This is a genomic window from Candidatus Laterigemmans baculatus (assembly GCF_010367455.1).
GTDB lineage: Bacteria > Planctomycetota > Planctomycetia > Pirellulales > Pirellulaceae > Laterigemmans > Laterigemmans baculatus.
In genome coordinates, this window is sequence record NZ_WRPR01000062.1 from 1 (window position 1) to 18,507 (window position 18,507).

An 18,507-nucleotide genomic window follows, 5' to 3' on the forward strand; every position below is an offset into this window, starting at 1 on the left:
GCAAGCCGAAGGCGACTGTGTTTTAAAAAGCAGTCGCCTTCGGCTTGCCGTTAAACGATTTTTCCGCGAGCCGTCCTGCTCCGAACCAATCCAACGTGGCGCTGTCCAGCTAGCCTTCGACTGGATTACCGAACCACCGCATCGCCGCGACCAGCATCGCCGCCCCGGCGAGCAGACACGCCCAAACCGGAGCTCCCAAACCGCTCGGCAGCGTGCCGCAAAGAATCGCCACGCCAGCGGCTAGCAACGCATAGGGCAGCTGCGTCCGCACGTGCAGAATGTGATCACACCCACTCGCTCGGCTCGACAGCACCGTCGTATCGGAGATCGGCGAGCAATGGTCACCAAAAATCGAGCCGGCCAGGACCGCTCCCACCACCGCGATCAGCCACGGCCCGCCGTCTGAGAGCACCTCTGCCTCTCCCACGACCGCCCCCCCGGCAGCGACCGCCAACTGTACCGAGAGCGGCGTCAGAATCGCCATCGTCCCCCAGCTGGTGCCGGTCGAGAGGGCGACGAAACCGGCGGTGACAAAGATTGCCGTCGGCAGCATCCAGCCCGGCATCCCGCTGCTCCGCAAAACCTCGGCCAGAAAACCGCCGGTGTCTAGAAACGGCCCCGCCACGACTTTGCCGTCCTCGATCGTCACTCCCTCGGTCATGCTGCTCAGCGACCACGCCAACCACAGGATCCACATCGCCGGCAGCAGATGCGCCGCCCCTCGCGCCGCGCCGCCTAACAGTTCCGCAAGCGACGCCCGCCGCGCAACGACGCCCGAAAGCAGCGCCACGCCGAGCCCCACACCCCCTCCCCAGACGAGCGCCGCGTACGAATCGGCGCTGCCAATCACCTCTCCCCAGTACCGCAGAACGCCGAACCGATCCGCCGCGGCATGCGGGCTGCCGGTCTGGACCAACACCACTCCGACCGTCACCACGCAGGCGACGACCGGCAGGACCGCGGCCAGCCACAACCAACGGTCCGCGGGGCGAACAACCTCGGCACTTCTGTCGGCACTCTTGTCAGAACTCCCATCGGCGGCACCACCCGGCACCGCCTCGGCAGCCGTCCAAGCGTCCTGTTCCGCCCGCCACATGGGACCAAAATCGCGACCGCTCCAGGCGACCAGCGCGACCAGGACGAGCGCGAGGATTGCATAAAACCGATAAGCGACAGAGCTCACAAAGACGCCAAACGGAGTCACGTCCGCGGCCACTCCCGCCGCAACCAGACCTTCGCCAATCAAGCTGATCTCGGTCGCCACCCACGTGCTGACCAGCGCCAACCCAGCGACCGGAGCAGCGGTCGAATCGACTAAATACGCCAGCTTCGCTCGCGAGAACCGCAACCGGTCGGCGGTCGATTGCATCGTCGTCCCAAGCAACAGCGTATTGGCGTAATCATCGAAGAAGATGACCAGCCCCAGCGCGCCGACCAGCCCCTGTCCGCCGCGACGGTGCGAGGCTCGCCGCGACAGGCTGCGGACGAGCGCTTCCATTCCCCCGCTGGCCGCCAAGACCCCCACCATCCCGCCGAGCAACAGGCTGAAGTACAGCACCTGCAGATGGCTCTCGTCGCGGAGCGCCGGAAACAGATGATCGTTCCACGCGGAATCCAAAGTCCCGGCCAGCGACCAGCCTCCGGGGGCGCCCGCGGAGAGCAACATCGCTCCGGCCAAAATCGCCAGCCCCAACGAGAGCACGACGCGGCGGGTGAGAATCGCCAGCACGATTGCGATCAGCGGCGGGAGCAGACTGAGCCATCCATAGTCGTCCACAGTTCGCATCCCTGAAACGAGGCGGCCTCTTGTTACGAAGCGGCGATCCACATTCGCGTTCGGCAGCCCACCGCCAGGCTCAGGATCGCCGCCCCGCCGCCGTGCGTTCGGGCCACGCGGTAGACGCGGCACAGCCCCAGGCCCAGCCCGCGCCCCGCCTCGCGACCACTGTAGTAGGGATCAAAGGCGTGCTGCCGCGCCTCGTCGCTCAGCCCCGGACCGCTGTCGGTCACGTCGATCCGCAGCCGCTTCGGGCGACGCGAGAGGCGGAGGTCGATCGCACCGGAAGTCCCCACCGCTTCGATCGAGTTGCGAACCATCGCGCGGATCGCATCGGCCAACTGGTCGCGATCGGCGTCAACCGTCAGCGCCGCCGCGTTGTGCTGGTCCAGGCAGCGAAGTCGGATCGCGATATTCAGCGCTTCGCACTGGGGGCTCACTTCCTCGACGACCATCGCGGCCAACGCGGCGACATCGACGCGGCTGCGGCGCGGTCGCGGCGGGCGAGCAAAGTACATCAAGTCGGCGATCATCTCGTGCGCCCGCAGCGCCGAGTCGGTGATCCGCTCGAGCCGCTGTCGCCGCTGCGGATCCTCTTCCCCTTCGGCCAACTGCTGAGCACGGGTGCTGATGTTGGCCAGCGGATTGTTGATCTCATGGCTCAGCCCATAAGCCAACTGCCGCAGCGACTGGAGCTTCTCCGCCTGCAGACGCGTCGCAAACCGGTCCCGAAGCATGCGGTGCTCGCGGAGCGTGCGCGCCAAGCGGCTGAGATCGAGGCTTCCTTCGCCGTAGCCGGGACCTGCAACGCCCGCCTCCGGCAATGCCTCCTCCGCTTCGGCATCCAGCTCCACCTCTTCCGCCGCGTCGACCAGCCGCGGCCACGAGTTTTGCCAAGTCGCAGGAACCTGCGGGCCAGCCACTTCGAGCCACCCGGCCGCCGCATCCATCCACTGTTCGACCGGCTGGCAGAGCGTGCGAGCGTAGAGTTCACTCCACCGGCAAAAGGCCGCGGGAGTCGGCGGCTCGGCCGCGGCCAACGCGCGATCGCCATCGAGCCACAGCCGCTCGGTCGCATCGCTGAGCCACACCGCCAGCTCATCGAGCTCGATCGCCGTCGCGGCCGCCGAGGGAACCGCGCGGAGATACTCGAGCGCCGCGAAGATCGCCAGCGGCGGGTCGCTCCGCAGCCGACCGGCAAGCGTCGCCACCGTACGCTCCGGATCCAACGGTCCGCCGCCCGCGGAAGCTTCGGAGGTGCCGTCGAGCAGCACCGCCGCGAGCGCTTCGGCCGACCGCGGTGCAAGGGGCAACCGCCAAGCGGCTCCCCCCCATCGAACCGCCGGCAAGACCGTCATCCCTGATGTCCCTTCACTCAAAAAGCCGCTGGTGCCCGCGAGACACCACACGATCAGCGCTATCAGCCGCCACGCGCTAGCGTCCGGTTGTTGCCGCATCTTTAGCAACCGGGGGCTAGCGCCCGGCGGCTGATGAATAATCCAGGCCAGCGTCCGGCGGCTGATGAATAATCCAGGCCAGCGTCCGGCGGCTGATGACGGATCCGGGCTGGCTGCCCGACGGCTCATGCCCTACCCGCGTCAACCGCCGCTCAGTGCGTGACGCCGCGTTCCATCTCCAGCAGATCGCAGCCACGGTTCAGCAGGTCCTCGACCGCGAACGGTTTCTGCATGAAGTCGTTCGCGCCGGCACTCCGCAGCGAATCGACCTTGTCCTGCTCGACCATCCCCGAAATGCAGATGATCTTGACCGCGTCGAGCGAGGAATCGCTGCGGACCCGCTGACACACTTCCCGACCGTTGATGTCGGGGAGCATCACATCGAGAATCACCAGGTCGGGGCGGAACTCGTTGACCTGCATCCCCGCATCGAACCCGTTGTTCGCCGTGCGGATCTCGAACCGGCCATCGCGGACGAAGCCCTCGACGATCAGCTCCACCAGATCCTCGTCGTCGTCGACGACCAGTAGCTTCTTCTTGCCGCTCTCGAGCGCATCGGTTGGGATCCCGTTGTCCTTCATGAAGGCATACAGGTGATCCCGCGGAATCCGTCGGAAGCGACTTCCGGGGACGCGAAAGCCTTTGAGCGAACCATTGTCAAAGCAGCGAATAATCGTCTGCTGACTGACCTTGCAGATCTTGGCCGCTTCACCGGTAGTGAAGACCGTTTTCTTGGTCATGGCAGTAATCCTCCTCCCTGGCACGATAAGACCGGATCCCATTCAACCCGCAGCAAGCAACGGTCGTTGCCTCTGGCCGGCGGGTACTCCGGCCACTCGCTGCCCATTCGCCCCCGGCAACCAAACCGGAACGCGGCGACCAGCGGTGGCTTGTTTAGCAAAGTCACGCAAACTCCGCACGATCACATTTCAGCGGTAATTTGCGCGGGTGAAGCAAGCGGTGAGGAGCTCCGCCCCCTTCCCGGATTGCCGATCTTGCCAAAGCACCGGAATTATACCCAACCCTCACAACCGGTCAAGATTGATATTTTCGCGCCAAGTTGAACAACCGCAACAGGTTACGAAGAGAGTCCGGGCAGCAGTCGCGGAATTCGTTTAACGGCAAGCCGAAGGCGACTGCTTTTTAAAACACCGACGCCTGTGGCTTGCCGTTAAACGATCAAACACCCGCGTGCAGCGTCCTGCGGTTCTAGCCCCCCACGCGGCTCAGCTTTTTTTCGCGGCCGTTTTGGCGTCGAGATGCGCCAGCAACAGGGCCACGTCGGCCGGCGTGATCCCGCTGACCCGCCGGGCTTGGTCGAGCGTCGCGGGACGCACCTGCGACAATTTCTGGCGAGCTTCGGTTCGCAGCGGGCGAATCGCGGCGTAATCGAAATTCAGCGGGATCTTCTTTTCGCTTAGCCGACGATGGCGATCGACTTCCGCTCGCTGGCGATCGACGTAGCCGCTGTACTTCACGTCGTACATCACTTGCCGCGCGGCCGCTGCCGAGAGCCCGGCGAGGGCCGGGACGTGGCTGACGATCTCATCCCACTCGACCTCGGGGCGCTTGAGGTACTTTTCCGCCGGCTGCTCGCCGACGCGTCCGCTCGCGAGCCACTCGAGTCCCTGGGCGATCTCCGCCAATTTCGCTCCCAGACGCCGCACCCGCTCGCCGCCGACCAATCCCGCTTGCTCGGCCAGCGGCGTCAGCCGCCGATCGGCATTGTCCTGGCGGAGCAGCAAACGGAATTCAGCCCGGCTCGTAAACATCCGGTAGGGCTCGTCGGCCCCGCTGGTGACCAGGTCGTCGATCAGCACGCCGATGTAGGCTTGGTCGCGGGAGAGGACCAGCGGCGGTCGGCCGGCGGCGGCCAGCGCCGCGTTGGCCCCAGCGAGGAGCCCCTGCCCGGCCGCTTCCTCGTAGCCCGTCGTGCCGTTGATTTGACCGGCCAAGTACAGCCCACCGACCCGTTTGGTCTCCAAATGCGGGAGCAGCTGGGTCGGCGGACAGTAGTCGTACTCGACCGCATAGCCGTAGCGCATGATCCGCGCCGCCTCGAGCCCCGGGATGTGCCGCAGCATCTCGTCCTGGACGTCCCGCGGAAGGCTGGTCGAGATCCCGTTGACGTAGACTTCCTGCGTCTGCCGGCCTTCGGGTTCGAGAAACAGTTGGTGGCTGGTCTTGTCGGCAAAGCGGACGATCTTGTCCTCGATCGAAGGACAATACCGCGGCCCGCGGCTTTCGATCCGCCCGCTGTACATCGGAGCTCGATGGAGATTGGCGCGGATCAGATCGTGGACCGCCTCGTTGGTGTGCGTGATGTAGCAGTCGAGTTGGGTTTGCTCGATGCGGTCGTTCAGATACGAAAACGGCTCGGGATCGGAGTCGCCGGGCTGCGGTTCGGTGCGCGAAAAGTCGATCGTGCGAGCCGACAACCGCGGCGGCGTCCCCGTCTTGAACCGCTCGATGGCGAACCCCAGCCGATGCAGCGCGCCGCTGATCCCAGCGGTGGTTCCCTCGCCGGCTCGCCCACCACGCGACTGGGCTTCGCCGGTGTGCATGACCGCTTTCAAAAAGGTGCCGGTGGTCAGCACCACGCACGGCGCGCGGTAGACCGCATCGCCAGCGACTGCGACGCCGACGATCTTCGCCCGCCGCAACTGGCTCTCGGCGAACGAATCGTCCGCGGGAGCTTCTTCGGTCAGCAGGTCCACGACGACTTCTTGGCGGAGGTCGAGGTTCGGTTGCTCCTCGATCAGCCGTTTGATCTCGGTCTGGTACCCCCGCTTGTCGGCCTGGGCGCGAGGGCTGTGCATCGCCGGTCCCTTGCGGCAGTTGAGCATCCGGAACTGAATTCCGGTGGCGTCGGTCGCTCGCCCCATCAAGCCGCCGAGCGCGTCGACTTCGCGGACGATCTGACCTTTGGCCACGCCCCCGATCGCCGGGTTGCAGCTCATCTGGCCGACCGTGTCGAGGTTCGTTGTCAGCAGCGCCACGCGTGCCCCGAGCCGAGCTGCAGCCGCAGCCGCTTCGGTCCCCGCGTGTCCGGCTCCCACGACGACCACGTCGTAGTGATATTCGATCGCACTCATCCCGCGTCCTCGTTCCAACTCAATCATCAGCCGCTTATTCATCAGCCGCCACGCGCTAGCGTCCGGTTCCCACAGACTCCGCGAAAACGTCCCCCTGATCGTTTAACGGTAAGCCGCAGGCGACTGCTTTTTGTAACCCTGTCGCCTAGAAACACAGTCGCCTGCGGCTTGCCGTTAAACGATTTCTCCCCACCCCCGACGATTTTTCCTCAAGTTCCGTTACTTGGCCGGCCGAATGGCTGAAAGGTGGTTCCGCGCTTGTCGCTCGCGATCCGCACCCACCGACGCCTTTTGCGGAGCTCCGGCCATGCATGCCAAACTCACAGCACTTCTGGCAGCCGTCACCGCAGTCTACGCCCCAGCAGCGACTTTCGCCCAGGGTCCGGGCGCGGCTTCACGCCTTCCCGCTGCTCATGCGAGCGGTTCGATGCCCGGCGGGTACGGGGCCGGCGGGTACGGGACGGGCGGGTACGGGACGGGCGGGTACGGGATTGATGGGCAAGCGACCAGCGGCTCGGCGACGCCCGGCGTGGTGATGAACCTGCGGCAGTTCGAGATCCCGTTCAGCGTCGACACCAGCGGCTCGCGTCCGCTTCACGTCGAGCTGTTCGTCTCCCGCAACCAGGGCCAGCAGTGGGAACTGTTCGCTCGCCAGCCGGCCAACGGGCGGCACTTTCAATTCTCCGCCCCGGACGACGGCCACTACTGGTTTGCTACCCGGACGATCGACGTCGCAGGCAACGCCCATCCGCCGGGAAACCGGATCGCGCCGCAGTTGCACGTGACGGTCGACACCACGCGGCCGCAGTTGACCGTTCAAGCCGACGTCGACGCCACCGGACAAGTCCGGGTCAGCTTCGTCTATGCCGATGCCGCGCCGGCAGCGAACGTCGTCCAGCTCCAGTACATGACCGACACCCACCGCACCGAGTGGGTCCCGGTCGAGGTGCCCAGCCAAAACATCTCCGACCGCGGCGATGGCTCGCGGCAGGGGCAAGTCGAATTCGTGCCGGCGGGAAATTGGCGATACTTGAACGTGCGGGTCGTGGCTTTCGATCAAGCCGGGAACCAAGCCGACGTCGTAAAACAAGTCGAGCGGCCGCGGATCGCGGGAACCCCTGCCCACCTCGCCAGCAACGTCGCCCCAAGCCTTCCCGCAGGCAGCCCGCTGGCGAATCCTCCGGCGCGAATGCCGCAGGTGGGTTCGGCCGCCTCCGGAGCTCTCGACGGTGGTTACGCCATGGTGAGTCCTTCACGGGCGTTTCCCCCCAGCCCCGCTCCGGCTGCCGCGCCTGCAGCGGTTGCTCCAGAGGGATCCACGGCGAATCCCTACGCCGGTGGCTATAGCGACGCCGACCGCGCCGCGAGCAGCTACCGCGGACTGGACCCCGTTCCTCCGAGCAGCGCAATGCGACCGATCAGCATCGAGACGCTGCCAACCCCAGCAGGCGAACCCGACGCGGTGTACCCCACGCGGTCCGTCCCTCAAGGCCCCTCGATGGCTCCCCCATCGAACGCTGCCCCACTGCCCGGCGACGGCGGCTACCGCACCGGCCGCCCCGACTACGAGGCCCAACCCGACTACGAGGCCCAACCCAACTATCAAGCCCAGCCCAACTATCAAGCCCAGCCCGGCTATCAAGACCAGCCCAACTATCAAGCCCAACCCAACCTTGAAGACCAGCCCGGAACATTCCAGTCGGGGCCCGCGGCGAGCGTCCCTGGGATCTCGATCGACGAGAGTGAGATCCGCCAGAGCCGGTCGCGTCAGTTCAGTCTCGACTACGAAGTCGAATCGGTGGGGTCCAAGGGGATCGACGAAGTGGAACTGTGGGGTTCGAGCGACGGCGGCCGAACCTGGAGCAACTGGGGAGCGGATCCGGACCGCCAAAGCCCATTCGACATCGAAACGGTCAACTCAGGGCTGTACGGTTTTTGCATCGTCGTGGTCGGCGGCAACGGCTTGACCAGCCACCGTCCGCAGCCGGGTGACGAGGCCGATATCTACGTCCGCGTCGACGACACCGCTCCGGAAGTCCACTTGCTGGCGGCCCGCTACGGCGAAGGGGATGAGGCCGGCGCGCTGGTCATCGAGTACTCCTACCGCGACGACAATCCCGCCTCCCGCCCCGTCACGCTCTCGTTCAGCGGCAATCCCGGCGGCCCTTGGACGACGATCGCCACGGGACTCGACGCCACCGGCCGCTATGCCTGGCCGGCCGACCCGCGGCTGCCGCGCGAGATATTCTTGCGGATCGAAGGAGTCGACCGAGCCGGCAACGTGGGGGTCCAAGCCCGCGACACGCCGGTCGCCGTCCAAGGACTCGCTCCCAAAGCCCGCATCCGAGGCTTCCAGCCCATCGCCCAGTAACGTGGGCTGATGAAACGGATTTCGGAGGCCAGACGCTTCTGCGCGGTACTTCACCCTCAGCCCGAAGGGTTCGAACATCACAGCCCAGGGCACAGCGCCGCGGCGAAGCCGCAGAGCGCCGCCCTGGGTACCGGAGCGCACCAGTGCGCCAAGCCCTGATGGGGCGGCACAACCTCACGAGGTGGGGTAGGTTCCGGACCTGCCATCTCTCAGAATATTGGCAGCCCCTGGTCCTCCCGCTCCCCCCTGCCCTGTTCCGATGCCCGTCGAAGCTTTTGATCTCCTCGCAGCGCCTCCGGACGAAGCGACGTTGCCGCCGGTCGTCGTTCTATTCGGCGAGGACGCGACGCTGCGCGGCTGGGTATTGCGGGAGCTGACTCGCCACGGCGACGCCGAAACGGTCGACGGAGAGTCGGCGGTCTGGCGGGATGTGCGGGACGAAGTCAGCACGGCGTCGCTGTTCGACGCGGGCGAGCGTCGGGTGTTGATCGTCCGTGGGGCTGATCCGCTGGTCAAAAAGTTTCGTCCCGAGCTGGAGGATTACGTCGCGCGGCCATCGACCGCCGGCCGGCTGTTCCTTGAAGTGCAGTCGTTTCCGTCCAACACGCGGCTCTACAAATCGGCCGACAAAGAGCATTTGGTGGTGCACTGCGCGGTGCCGACTGGCAGCGGCAAATCGAAGCGACCGGACCTCACGAAGCTGCGAAAGTTCTTGACTTCCACCGTGGCTCCGCGGCACCAGTGCCGGTTGACTGGAGCGGCGGCCGATCTGCTGGTCGACCTGGTGGGAACCGACATCGGGATGCTCGACACCGAGACCGCCAAGCTCGCCTTGTACGCCGAAGTCGGCGGCGAGATCAGCGACGTGATGGTCCGCGACATCGTCGGCGGATGGCGCGCTCACACGACCTGGGAAACGATCGACGCCGCGGCCGCGGGCAATGCCGCCGAGGCGCTGCGGCAGCTCGACCGGATGCTGGCCAGCGGCGAGCAACCGATTGCCCTCTTGCCGCAAATCGCCTGGTCGATGCGGCGACTCGGGCTGGCGACTGCGGCGATCGACCACGCCGAGCGAACCGGCCGCCGAATGCCGATGGCCACCGCTCTGCAGGCCGCCGGTTACCGGCCGTTCGAGCTCAAGAAAGTCGAAGGTCAACTGCGGCTGCTCGGCCGCGAGCGGGGCCGCAAGATCCTCGGTTGGCTACTCGAGGCGGACCTCAAACTCAAAGGAACCCACAGCACCACCGGCCCCGATCGGCTCGTGCTCGAAGAGTTCTTTCTGAAGTTAGCGAAGGGGTGAGCGACGAGGAGCGGTCAAGCCGGGCCCTGAAGGGGCCTTAACAGACCAGCCCAGGGCACAGCAACGCGGCGAAGCCGCAGAGCGACGCCCTGGGTACGAAATCGCGACACCCACCCAAAGCCCTGCAAGGGCGATACAATTCTGTAGGGCCCTTACAGGGCTGGATGCCGGTTGCTGGACCGAGACCCAGGGCGTCGCTACGCGGCTTCGCCGCTTCGCTTTGCCCTGGGCTGTATTGTGCAAAACCCTTCGGGCTTGGGTCCTCAGTACTCAGTACTCAGTACGCCTTGGCGAACACGGCTTGCTTCTCGGTGGGCTTCCCGGTCGCGAAACACTTGCCCGGCGTGCTCTCTTGGCCTAGCGGAATGCAGCGGGGCGTGACCTTCAGCTCCTTGAGCAGCGGTTCGAGGTCTTTTTCGTCAGCAAAGTGGCAAAGGGCGAAGCCGCCGTGAATCTCGGGCTCGCCATCCTTCTGCTTGGGCGTGAAGAACTCGCGGAACTCTCCTTCGCTGGTGATCACCCGCGTGTTGTCCTCGCGGAGCTTCAGCGCTCGCTCAAACAGATTCTGCTGAATCGACTGGAGGATCTCCGGCAGCGAGGCGACCAGCTCGCCGCGGGGCATCGACTGCGACTGCGGCTGATCGCGGCGGCCGACGAACACCGAGTCGTTGGCGATGTCCTTGGGACCCACCTCCAACCGCAGCGGCACGCCCCGTTTGACGTGCTGCCATTTCTTCTCGCCCCCCCGCATGTCGCGGGTGTCGACGTCGACGCGGATCGGGCTGCCGGCAAACGTCAGCGAACCGATCTCGGCGCGGAGCCGTTCGATGTACTCCTGAACTTCGGACCGCTGCGCATCGTCGCGGAAGATCGGAATGATCATCACTTGGACCGGTGCCAGCTTCGGTGGCAGGATCAGCCCGTCGTCGTCGGCGTGGCTCATGATCAGCGCCCCGACCAGCCGCGTCGAGACGCCCCAGCTGGTCGTCCAAGCGAACTGCATGTTGCCCGCTTGGTCCTGGAACTGGATCTTTTGAGCTCGCGAAAAATTCTGGCCGAGGAAGTGGCTGGTGCCGGCCTGCAGCGCCTTGCGGTCCTGCATCATGGCCTCGATCGAAACCGTTTCGACTGCTCCGGGGAAGCGTTCGGCGGGCGTCTTGAAACCCTTGAGGACGGGCATCGCCATCCAGTTTTCCGCGAAGTCGGCGTAAACGTCGAGCATCCGCATCGTCTCTTCCATCGCCTCTTCGCTCGTGGCGTGGACCGTGTGTCCCTCCTGCCAGAGGAATTCGGCGGTCCGCAGGAACATCCGCGTCCGCATCTCCCAGCGGACGACGTTCGCCCACTGGTTGATCAGAATCGGCAGGTCGCGGTAGCTCTGGACCCATTTGGCGTAGGTCGCCCCGATGATCGTCTCGCTCGTCGGCCGCACGATCAGCGGCTCTTCGAGCGGACCGGCCGGCCGCAGCCCCCCTTTACCGTCCGGCTCGAGCCGATGGTGGGTGACGACCGCGCATTCCTTCGCAAACCCCTCGACGTGCTGAGCCTCTTTCTCGAGGTAGCTCATCGGGATGAACAGCGGGAAATACGCGTTTTGATGCCCCGTGGCCTTGAACATGTCGTCGAGGACCCGCTGCATGTTCTCCCACAAGGCGTAGCCCCAGGGTTTGATCACCATGCAGCCTCGCACCGGTGAGACCTCGGCCATATCGGCCGCTCGGATCACCTGCTGGTACCACTCGGGGTAATCTTCACCACGCGTTGGCGAGATCGCATTTTTCGGGGCTTTCGCCATCGACCGCTGCTCCTGGGGTTATCGCGTTTGACGGAACCGCGGATTCTAGCGATAAACCCCAGGAGAACACGAGGTGGCTGAAGTACTACCCCCCTGAGCCGTTGGCGCTAGCCTCGGGTTCCCCCGCACGACCCGATCGGTCGGACCCCGCGGCGGGCGCCCTGCGGCCTAATTCCCGCAGCGCCTCGACCCTTCGGTCGAGCCCGGTGTTCCAGTAGCGAGTCGGCTGGAGATAGCGGACGGTCTCCTGGTCGTCGAACGCCTCCGCCCAGGCCTCCATCCGCTTTCGCTCCTCGGGACTTCTGGGCCTCGGCACTCCCGACTCGAGCTGCTCGAGACTGATCCGCGTCGCCAACTCCATCCAGCGGCGAACCCGCCACCGTTCCCAACCGAGGGCCTGAGTCCTCCACGACCAGCGGCTGTATCCTCCCAGGCTGAGCTGAAGAGGATTGTTGCGGTCTTCCGCGACATAGTGCCAATAGCTGGCCAGGAGCGCCGCGCGGCGATCTTCTCTTCGCTCGTCGATCGTCCGCAACCGGCCCACGAACTCCCTCCAGCGGTCCTCGCCGAGAATCTGACGTGATTCGGGACGTTCCAGCTCTGCAACTACGATCTGTTCGTACTGATCCGCCAAATCAGCGTCCCGCAACACATGCCGCAGCTCGGGCAGTCGCTCGACCGAAGTGAGTGCAAAGGAGAGCAAATCCGCGTACCACTTCTCCGAACCGCCGGTCGATTCCATATGGGCGAATACTTCAGGTACAGGACCTCTGACGGTGTCCCGAGGTGCTGAACTTCGAGCCGCTTCAAGCAACCCGTCCATGACCTGAGGCAAATCGTAGCCAATCGGGAACATCTGACCGCCGTCGGCTGCTTCCGCGAATGCCTCTTGCAGTCGCTCCAAATCTTGACGAAGCGTGGGACCTGGGTAGTACGAGCGATAATTGACGTTGATGTACCTCACGTTGCCCATCGTTGGCTGCGCATCGACCACCCTCGCCGCCGCCGCGAGCGTCCGCTCCCGCCACTCGGGCATCGCCGCCGGCGTCGTCCACCAGCGGACGGCGAGTATCGGCAGCAGCATCGCCACCACGGCAGTGCCCAACCAGCCGACCATCCCGCCGTGATACACCGCTCCGCGGTCGCGATCCATCCAGCGGCGACACATGCTCAAGCTGGCCAAGAACAACGCGGCGATCCCCAGCCAACCGGTCCAGAGGAAAGACGGATACGCCTCGTAGAAGAAGCCGAGAAGCATCGCGATAACAAACAACATCAACCCGAGTCCGACCGCCACCGCGGGGCGGCGGATCCACATTCCCATCAGCTGACTGATGCCAAAGGCGGCCAAGCCGATCATCACCACGATGATGGTCGCATTCGACTCCCGCGGATTCTCAACCAGAAACACCGCCGCGCAAAACACCGCGATCGCCGGCACGGCAACTAGCAATGGAATCAGCAGACGCGTCCACCACACTTGCCAACGCCCCAGCCCAATCTCCGCCAAAAAGCGATGCCGCTCCCGCGCATGATCTCCTCCAAACGTGACCGTCCCCAGAACAGCGATCGCAAAAAGCACGACGCCCGAGACCATGACGGAGAAATCATGGGAAAGCGAGTAGTGGCCGATCACTACGACCGCGACCAAACTCAACAGCAACACTCCCACCACGCATAAAACCGCCAGCGACGACTGGCGAGCCGCTTGCCAAAGCAACGCGGTCGTGGGGGAGGGTTTGAAGAGCGCTAACTGCGGCGCCGGGCGATAGGCAGTCGGTGCGAAAGCCGGGGAAGTTCGCCCCCCCTCGTTCTCAGGCATTGTCCAGCGGCGGCGAGCGAGATAAGCCGCGATCGCTGCATAAACGATCGTCAGCACGATGTTGGTGTGCCCGATCAGGAGAATCTCCAGGCGCAATTCATCCGCCGAAGAATCTCCCAACAGCAAATCTGCAACCCAACCATTTACCAGATGCGTCAGCCCCACTGAGAGAAACGCGATTGGGACGACCGCAATCAGAGCGACGATCGGCGAACGGAAATACCAAGAGCAGAGATAGCCCAGTCCGAGCAGCAGCCCCGAAAACGTGATCACGCGGTAAAGATCCGCGGACCACATCCCTTGGTAGGCAAAAGAACTTTGAGTCGAAAAGTCACCACTTCGATAAGCCAAATAGGTTGCCAGCCCACACACGATCCAGACTGTTGCCAGACCGAGGATTGCCGTCAGCACGTTGCTCGCAAAGGCCGTTCGCCAAGGAATCGGCAGCGAACGAGTCCAATAAAAAGTCCGGCTCTCCTCCTCTTGCCCCACTTGCAGTTGTGGAGCCCCCAGGGCGAACAAATTGGGAAACAGAAGCAACCACGCGGAATAAATCGGTGAATGGTTTCCCGGGAGCAGTGGCACGAGCAAATAAAGCAAGACCGCGATCCCACACAACGCCAGCGCAAGCGGCCAGATCACCCAGCCGTCTTTCCACAACAATCGAGCCAAGATGGGTGATCGGGACATGGGAGGATTTGGGGAAGAGGGCTGGGGTGAGGGATCTGTAAGATCCAGCCGCGTAGCGGCGACATACAATAGCCTGGGGCGTCAGCCCCAGGAAACGCAACGAATCACGCGCACCAGCCCCAGCGGGGCGACATAATTCCGACACTCATCGCTATGCCGCCCCGCTGGGGATTCCAACTACGCATTGACTCTGGCTCCAGGGGCTCACGCCCCTGGCTATTCTCTTTCGCCGCTACGCGGCTGGGCTAACGCCCGCGCGACGACTTAAACCACTTGCCGTGCATGATTCACGGACGGTTCCGCCGCGGGCGGTGTGCCGTGGGTGCAGGCGACGAAAATGTCTTCCAGGCTCGGATGCCGGCGGTCGATTGACACCACGCCCGCGGCCGCTCGGATCGCCGCGGCATCCTCGTCGGTGAAATCTCGAACCATCATGTGCAACTGCCTGCCGCTGCGGGATTGACTCAGAACTTCTCCGCTCGGCAAAGGAATCTCGACCATCGCGTCGGCGAGCGTCACCGTGACATCCGCCACCGACTCTTTGAGTTCCGAGAGTGGTTGTAAGATTCGCAGTTTCCCTTCATGCAAGATCGCGATCCAATCGGCGACCCGCTCGACTTCGCTGATTTGATGGCTGCTCAAGAGCACCGTGCGGCCGGTCGCCGCGCGGTCGACCATGCTTTCTAAAAACTGGCGGCGGACCACGGGGTCGAGCCCCGAGGTGGGCTCGTCGAGAATTAGCAACTCGGGCTCATGGGCGATTGCCAGCGCAAGAGCCACCTTGGCTCGCTGCCCTTTGCTGAGCTGGCGAATCTTACGGCCGCCAGGAACTTCGAAGTGCGCAATCAATTCATGATAGCGCTGCAAAAATCCTTCGGGATAGAACGCCGCGGTGAACCAGCCGATCTCGTCGGGACGCATCCAGTCATAAAGCGCCGGCGCGTCGGAGACGTAACCGATCTTGCGACGAATCTCGAGCGAGTATTTGCTCGAGTCCTTGCCGAGCACCGTCGCCGAGCCACCATCGGGACGAACGAACCCGGTCAGCGTTTTGATCAGAGTCGTCTTGCCAGCGCCATTCTCCCCAAGCAGGGCAAACACGACTCCCGGAGGCACATCGAAACTGACGCCGTCGAGCGCCTTGCAATCGCGGTAGTGCTTCTTGAGATCGCGGATCGAAATCACCGGTTGCATTGAAAGCACCTCCTCACAGGTTTTGTATCTGCTGTTCGAACATCTCACGGAGCTGCTCAGTGCTGAGACCCGCGTGCAGGGCCTCGGAGAGAACGCTGCGAAGTCGGTCGGCGAGAATCGCCTGACGAGCTGCGTCGCAGCGAGGCGCCGCGTCGGCGCGGACGACCAACCCACGGCCGCGGAGCGACTCGAGCACTTGGTCGCTTTGCAGCTGCTGATACGCGCGAGCGATCGTGTTGGGATTGATCGCCAGCGTCGTGCTCAGCTGCCGCACGCTGGGAACCATCTGGCCCGAAACCAAAACCCCTTCGGCGACCGCAAACGTCACCTGCCGGACGATCTGCTCGTAGATCGGGACGCCGTTGCTGGTATCGATCGAGAATCGCATCGCACTCGCTCACTCTGGTGTACTAGAACGATAGTACGGACAGGGCGTGCGGAAGTCAAGCGAGTAAAAAAGAGAAAACCCCGAGCGCCGGCAAGCCAGCCCCCGGGGTTCAGTGCCCGTTCAGTACTCACTACTCACTACTCACTACTCAGTACTCCGCCCTCTACCGCCGCAGGTTGAGCAGCTCGTCGAACAATTGCTGCGTGGCGGTGATGACTCGGCTGTTACTTCGGTACTGGGTGCTGGCCAGGACGAGGTCGACCAAGTCCTTACCGACGTCGGTGTTGCTCAGTTCGAGCGCTCCACCGACGACCGTCCCGATCCCGTTTTCACCCGGGGCGCCTTCGACCGGCAGGCCGGTGTTGACGCCTTGGGCGAAGAGGTTGTTGCCGCGTTGCTCGAGACCGACCGGGTTGGCGAATCGAGCGAGCACCAATTGGCCGAGGTCGCGGGTCACACCGTTGCTGAACATCCCGCGGATCTTTCCATCGTCACCCACGGCAAAGCTGGTCAAGATACCGGGAGCCGAACCGTCCTGGCGGGTCGCGGCGAGCGAAGCTTTGGAAGCGGCCAAGCCGGAGACGCTGGAGAAATCGAGGTCGAACTGCAGCGGCGAGGCGCTCGGGTAATCGTTGCGGGCGATATTGATCGTGCTGTTGGTCGCCGAGACGAAGTTGCCGTTGCCATCGAAGCGGACCAGTCCGGTGCCGACCGAAATGTCGGTGCCCGAGAGGGGCTGGTTACCAGGGCTGTCGGCGTACCAGCGGTAGACGGTCGACGAGTCGGTTCGCTGTTCGAGCACGGTCGTGACGCGGACGTTGATCGGCACACCGAGCGTGTCGTAGGCGAGGAAGTCGGTCGTGGCGCTGGTCCCGACGGCTTCCTGAACCGACCCGAACGCCAAGTTGGGGACCGTCACATTGCCGAACTTGTCTTCCATCCGGAACGCCGTCAGGTCGATCTCGAGCGCATTGTCTTCGCCGTTGTTGCTGACGATGCGGATCGATCCGTTATGGATATAACCGCCGGGAACCAGGTTTCCGGTTTCGCCCTGAATGTTATTTTCTGAGACGGGAATCGGATTCGCCGAGTCGCCTTGAACGATTTGGATTCCGGAGGCTTCTTCGATGAAGTCGATGTAATCCTGGATCGTCGAGGTGGAGGTCACTTCGAACGTGGTCTTGCCGAGCGAGCGGCCCCCCTTGCTCCCTTCGTAGCTGAGGGTTCCTTCGGTGAAGACCTTTTCGTATCGCAACCCGTCTCGTTTGAGCACATCGACCAACAGCGTGTTGTTGCTGATCGTCGGCCCATCCATGTCGAGCCGCTGGTTGCCGCTGACCTCGAGGTCCGAGATTTCCGCGTCGGTCTTGCTGTCGATGAACGTCTCATCAGGGCTGACCGTGTCGACCAAGTAGAAGTTGTTCTGGTCGTTCGCTAAGTTGCGATAGATGCGGATTTCGTCGTAGGCTGGAAAACCACCGAGCGGCGGCGGAACCGGAGGGGTGGGAAAGTCGCTCAACTGGACACGGCTATTGACCACGTTCCGCGGACCGATCATCACGCTCGGTCGGCTCTCGGGCTCCCCCGCTTTGTGGTAGGTCACCATGTAGGTGTAGTTACCACTGAGGGTGTCCATGTTGAGCTCGGTGGCCGTGGGGGCCACCGAGCCGTCGTCGACGAAGGTGCCGCCCGGGGCGACCGTACCGATTCGGTTAAATTCGGTGCCGTCGGCGTCGGTCCGGTAGACGTTAATTGCTGGATAAGAACCGCTACCTGGAGCGGCCGGCATGTTCGCCAGCTCGATTCGGCCTCCGGCCCCGACGGTGGCCGAGATCGCACCGCTGGGAACCGCTTCGTTTCCGGAGGAGTCGACGTAGGCGATCCGGTACTGGTACGTCCCCGCGGCCAGGGTGCCCGCACCGGCGGTGTTGACGGTGACCGCAGTCGCCTGCGTGATCGGCGAGGTGGCGATCGAGACGTTCTCGCCTTCGGGCCGCGGCACCGCTTCGGTGCCAAGTTTGACGCTTTGGATGACCTCGGCGACCGTGCCGACCTCCCCTTCGGGCGTCAGCGTGCCTTCGAGCGTGACGACGCTCGTTTCCTTCGCGACGCTTTCCGAGCCCATCGGGGCGGTCAGCGAGGTCAGCGACGTCTCTTGGATGCGGAACATTTCGTCGACGCCATAGCCGAGCAACCGCTGGCCCGTGGAGTTGACGAACTCCATGTCGCTATTGAGCTTGAAGATCCCGTTCCGCGTGTAGAGGCGCTCGCCGTTGGAGCCTTGAACCTGAAAGAATCCGTCTCCCTGAATCGCGAGATCCGAGTCGCTGCTGCTGATCTCGATCGTGCCCTGTTTGAAATTCAGAGCGGTTTCGGCGACTTGCACCCCGAGGCCGGTTTGCCGAGGGTTGGTCCCGCCGGTGGTCTCGGTCGGGGACGAGCCGAGCGACATCGTTTGCAGCAGCTGCGAGGCGAACACCGCCCGTGACGATTTGAAACCGGCGGTCTGAGCGTTTGCCAAGTTGTTGCCGATGACGTCGATCTGCGTTTCCGCAGCGGTCAAACCGGTCAACGAAGTTGAAAGCGCTGAAGCGAGACCCATCGATTTGTGCTCCCGT

At 64.0% G+C, this 18,507-nt stretch carries 11 protein-coding genes; 2 read left to right on the plus strand and 9 right to left on the minus strand.

Translation table 11 applies throughout. The annotated features are described in order from the left end of the window. Positions 1 to 109: 109 nt before the first annotated feature. The 4 genes from GNK13_RS12495 to mnmG all read right to left on the minus strand — a co-directional run bounded on the left by GNK13_RS12495 (position 110) and on the right by mnmG (position 6,329). The gene (locus tag GNK13_RS12495) at positions 110 to 1,777 is read right to left on the minus strand and encodes a Na+/H+ antiporter NhaC family protein (RefSeq protein ID WP_235935105.1); all 1,668 of its coding nucleotides are present in this window, start codon (positions 1,775 to 1,777) and stop codon (positions 110 to 112) included. 32 nt (positions 1,778 to 1,809) lie between these two features. Continuing rightward, positions 1,810 to 3,363, minus strand: a complete 1,554-nt coding sequence (locus GNK13_RS12500) for a sensor histidine kinase (RefSeq protein ID WP_164102865.1) — start codon at positions 3,361 to 3,363, stop codon at positions 1,810 to 1,812. Positions 3,364 to 3,386: 23 nt separating this feature from the next. Continuing rightward, the gene (locus tag GNK13_RS12505; protein WP_164102866.1) at positions 3,387 to 3,974 is read right to left on the minus strand and encodes a response regulator; all 588 of its coding nucleotides are present in this window, start codon (positions 3,972 to 3,974) and stop codon (positions 3,387 to 3,389) included. 486 nt (positions 3,975 to 4,460) lie between these two features. Beyond that, positions 4,461 to 6,329, minus strand: a complete 1,869-nt coding sequence (mnmG, locus tag GNK13_RS12510) for a tRNA uridine-5-carboxymethylaminomethyl(34) synthesis enzyme MnmG (RefSeq protein ID WP_164102867.1) — start codon at positions 6,327 to 6,329, stop codon at positions 4,461 to 4,463. Between the two features lie 307 nt (positions 6,330 to 6,636). On the opposite strand from mnmG, the gene GNK13_RS12515 reads away from it, so the two are divergent. Both GNK13_RS12515 and holA read left to right on the plus strand, forming a co-directional pair. Beyond that, positions 6,637 to 8,700 carry a hypothetical protein gene (locus GNK13_RS12515; protein ID WP_164102868.1) on the plus strand — a complete coding sequence of 688 codons (2,064 nt, stop codon included), beginning with the start codon at positions 6,637 to 6,639 and terminating at the stop codon, positions 8,698 to 8,700. 259 nt (positions 8,701 to 8,959) lie between these two features. Beyond that, positions 8,960 to 10,000: a DNA polymerase III subunit delta gene (gene holA, locus GNK13_RS12520; protein ID WP_164102869.1), complete on the plus strand. Its 1,041-nt coding sequence runs from the start codon at positions 8,960 to 8,962 to the stop codon at positions 9,998 to 10,000. Positions 10,001 to 10,277: 277 nt separating this feature from the next. On the opposite strand, the gene proS is transcribed toward holA, so the two are convergent. The 5 genes from proS to GNK13_RS12545 all read right to left on the minus strand — a co-directional run bounded on the left by proS (position 10,278) and on the right by GNK13_RS12545 (position 18,491). Next, positions 10,278 to 11,795: a proline--tRNA ligase gene (gene proS / locus GNK13_RS12525; RefSeq protein ID WP_164102870.1), complete on the minus strand. Its 1,518-nt coding sequence runs from the start codon at positions 11,793 to 11,795 to the stop codon at positions 10,278 to 10,280. Positions 11,796 to 11,880: 85 nt separating this feature from the next. Continuing rightward, the gene (locus GNK13_RS12530) at positions 11,881 to 14,307 is read right to left on the minus strand and encodes a hypothetical protein (RefSeq protein WP_164102871.1); all 2,427 of its coding nucleotides are present in this window, start codon (positions 14,305 to 14,307) and stop codon (positions 11,881 to 11,883) included. A 264-nt stretch (positions 14,308 to 14,571) separates the two neighbouring features. Beyond that, on the minus strand, positions 14,572 to 15,501 hold the full coding sequence (locus GNK13_RS12535; protein ID WP_164102872.1) for an ABC transporter ATP-binding protein: 930 nt from the start codon (positions 15,499 to 15,501) through the stop codon (positions 14,572 to 14,574). 13 nt (positions 15,502 to 15,514) lie between these two features. Next, complete coding sequence (locus GNK13_RS12540; protein WP_164102873.1) at positions 15,515 to 15,889, minus strand: GntR family transcriptional regulator; 375 nt, start codon at positions 15,887 to 15,889, stop codon at positions 15,515 to 15,517. Positions 15,890 to 16,052: 163 nt separating this feature from the next. Further along, entirely contained in the window at positions 16,053 to 18,491 is a 2,439-nt protein-coding gene (locus GNK13_RS12545; protein ID WP_164102874.1) for a flagellar hook-basal body complex protein, read from the minus strand. Between the last annotated feature and the right edge of the window lie 16 nt (positions 18,492 to 18,507).